General features: G+C 72.8%; 2 protein-coding genes. Both read left to right on the top strand.

Going from position 1 to position 1,535, the window contains the following annotated elements; translation table 11 throughout:
- Window positions 1-265 (top strand): hypothetical protein (locus tag OZN99_RS31275; RefSeq protein ID WP_270939096.1); only part of this gene is annotated, 265 nt, incomplete at its 5' end.
- Window positions 258-1,535: glycosyltransferase (locus tag OZN99_RS31280; protein WP_270939097.1), on the top strand; the 1,278-nt coding region annotated here is incomplete at its 3' end. The genes OZN99_RS31275 and OZN99_RS31280, both read left to right, overlap by 8 nt.

Here is a 1,535-nt window from a genome sequence, read left to right on the forward strand (position 1 = left end):
CTTCTCCCGCCCCCTGGATGCCGGTGAGGTGGCGCGGCTGCTGGCGCTGCACGCGGTGGCGGGTTGCGCGCCGGCGCTGACCGACAGCCTGCAGCGCCTGCTGCGCGCGCGGCGCGCCGGCGGCGCCGAGGCCCGCTTCACGCCGGTGCAGCGCGCCTGGAGCAACCGCCACGCGGCGGAGCTGGTGAACGCGCATCTCCAGCGCCTCTGGGTCGCCGGCAGCGTGCCGCCTGCCCGCAGCCTCCCGGAGCTCGCCCATGCCTGAGACCCGGGCCGACCCGTCGCGGCGCAGCGTCTGCATCCTGGCGCACTCGCATCCCGACTTCTCGAAGGGCGGCGGCGAGATGGCGGCCTACCGCCAGTTCCACGCCATGCGGGCCGCCGGGCGGGACGCCGTGTTCGTCGGCGCCTGCGACGTCGGCACGCAATACGCCGCTTCCCGCCCGATCGAGCAGATCATCGCCCATGGCGAGGACGACTACGTCTTCTCCTTCGCCGGCATGGCGGAGGACCGGCTCGGCTGGGACGATCCCTACCAGCGGCGCATCCTGGTGGAGTTCCTCGCCGGCCTCGGCAGCGACGTCTACCACTTCCACCACTACTGGCGGCTCGGCGTGGACATGATCCACGACCTGATGGAGGCGCGCCCCGACGCGACCTTCGTGATGACGCTGCACGAGATGCTGGCGATCTGCCTGCACCACGGCCAGATGATCAAGACCCGCTCGCGCGAGCTGTGCCGGCGCGAGAGCCCGCTGAACTGCCTGGCCTGCTTCCCGGACCAGACGCTGGAACGCTTCGCCTTCCGCAAGGCGACGCTGCTGGCCGTGCTGCGCCGCTTCGACCACCTGATCTATCCCAGCGCCTTCGTGCGCGACCGCTACGCCGCCTGGGGCCTGGCGAGCCGCCCGGGCAGCGTGGTGGAGAACTACCTGGGCGACGACCTGATGGCAGTGCCGCGCGAGCCGGCCGATGCCGGGCGCCTGGCGCCGCGCTTCGGCTTCTTCGGCCAGCCCACGCCCTTCAAGGGCCTGGACATCCTCCTGCGCGCGCTGCCGCTGGCGCTGCGCGACAACCCGGCGATCACGGTGACGGTGTTCGGCGCGGAGCGCGACGACGTGCTGCGCCTATTCCCCGTGCTGGAGCCGGTGATCGAATCGGTCGGCCAGAACCTTTCCTTCGCCGGCCGCTACGATCCGATGGACGCGGTGGAGCTGATGCGCTCCGTCGGCTGGGTCGTCGTGCCCTCCATCTGGTGGGAGAACTCGCCGGTGGTGATCCAGGAGGCGAAGCGCGCCGGCACGCCGCTGATCGTCGCCGACATCGGCGGCATGGCCGAGAAGACCGAGCCCGGCGTGGACGGGCTGCATTTCAAGCGCGCCTCCCCGGTTGACCTGGCGCGCGCCCTGCTCGACGCCGCCGATCCGGCCCGCCGCGCGGCCTTCGGCGCGACCGTGCGCGACACGATCGGCCGAGAGGACTTCCTCGCCGCGCTCGACGCCGCCTTCGCCCCGCGCGCCGCCGCCCCGCTGCCG

The organism is Falsiroseomonas oryzae (genome assembly GCF_027856955.1).
Taxonomy (GTDB): domain Bacteria; phylum Pseudomonadota; class Alphaproteobacteria; order Acetobacterales; family Acetobacteraceae; genus Falsiroseomonas; species Falsiroseomonas oryzae.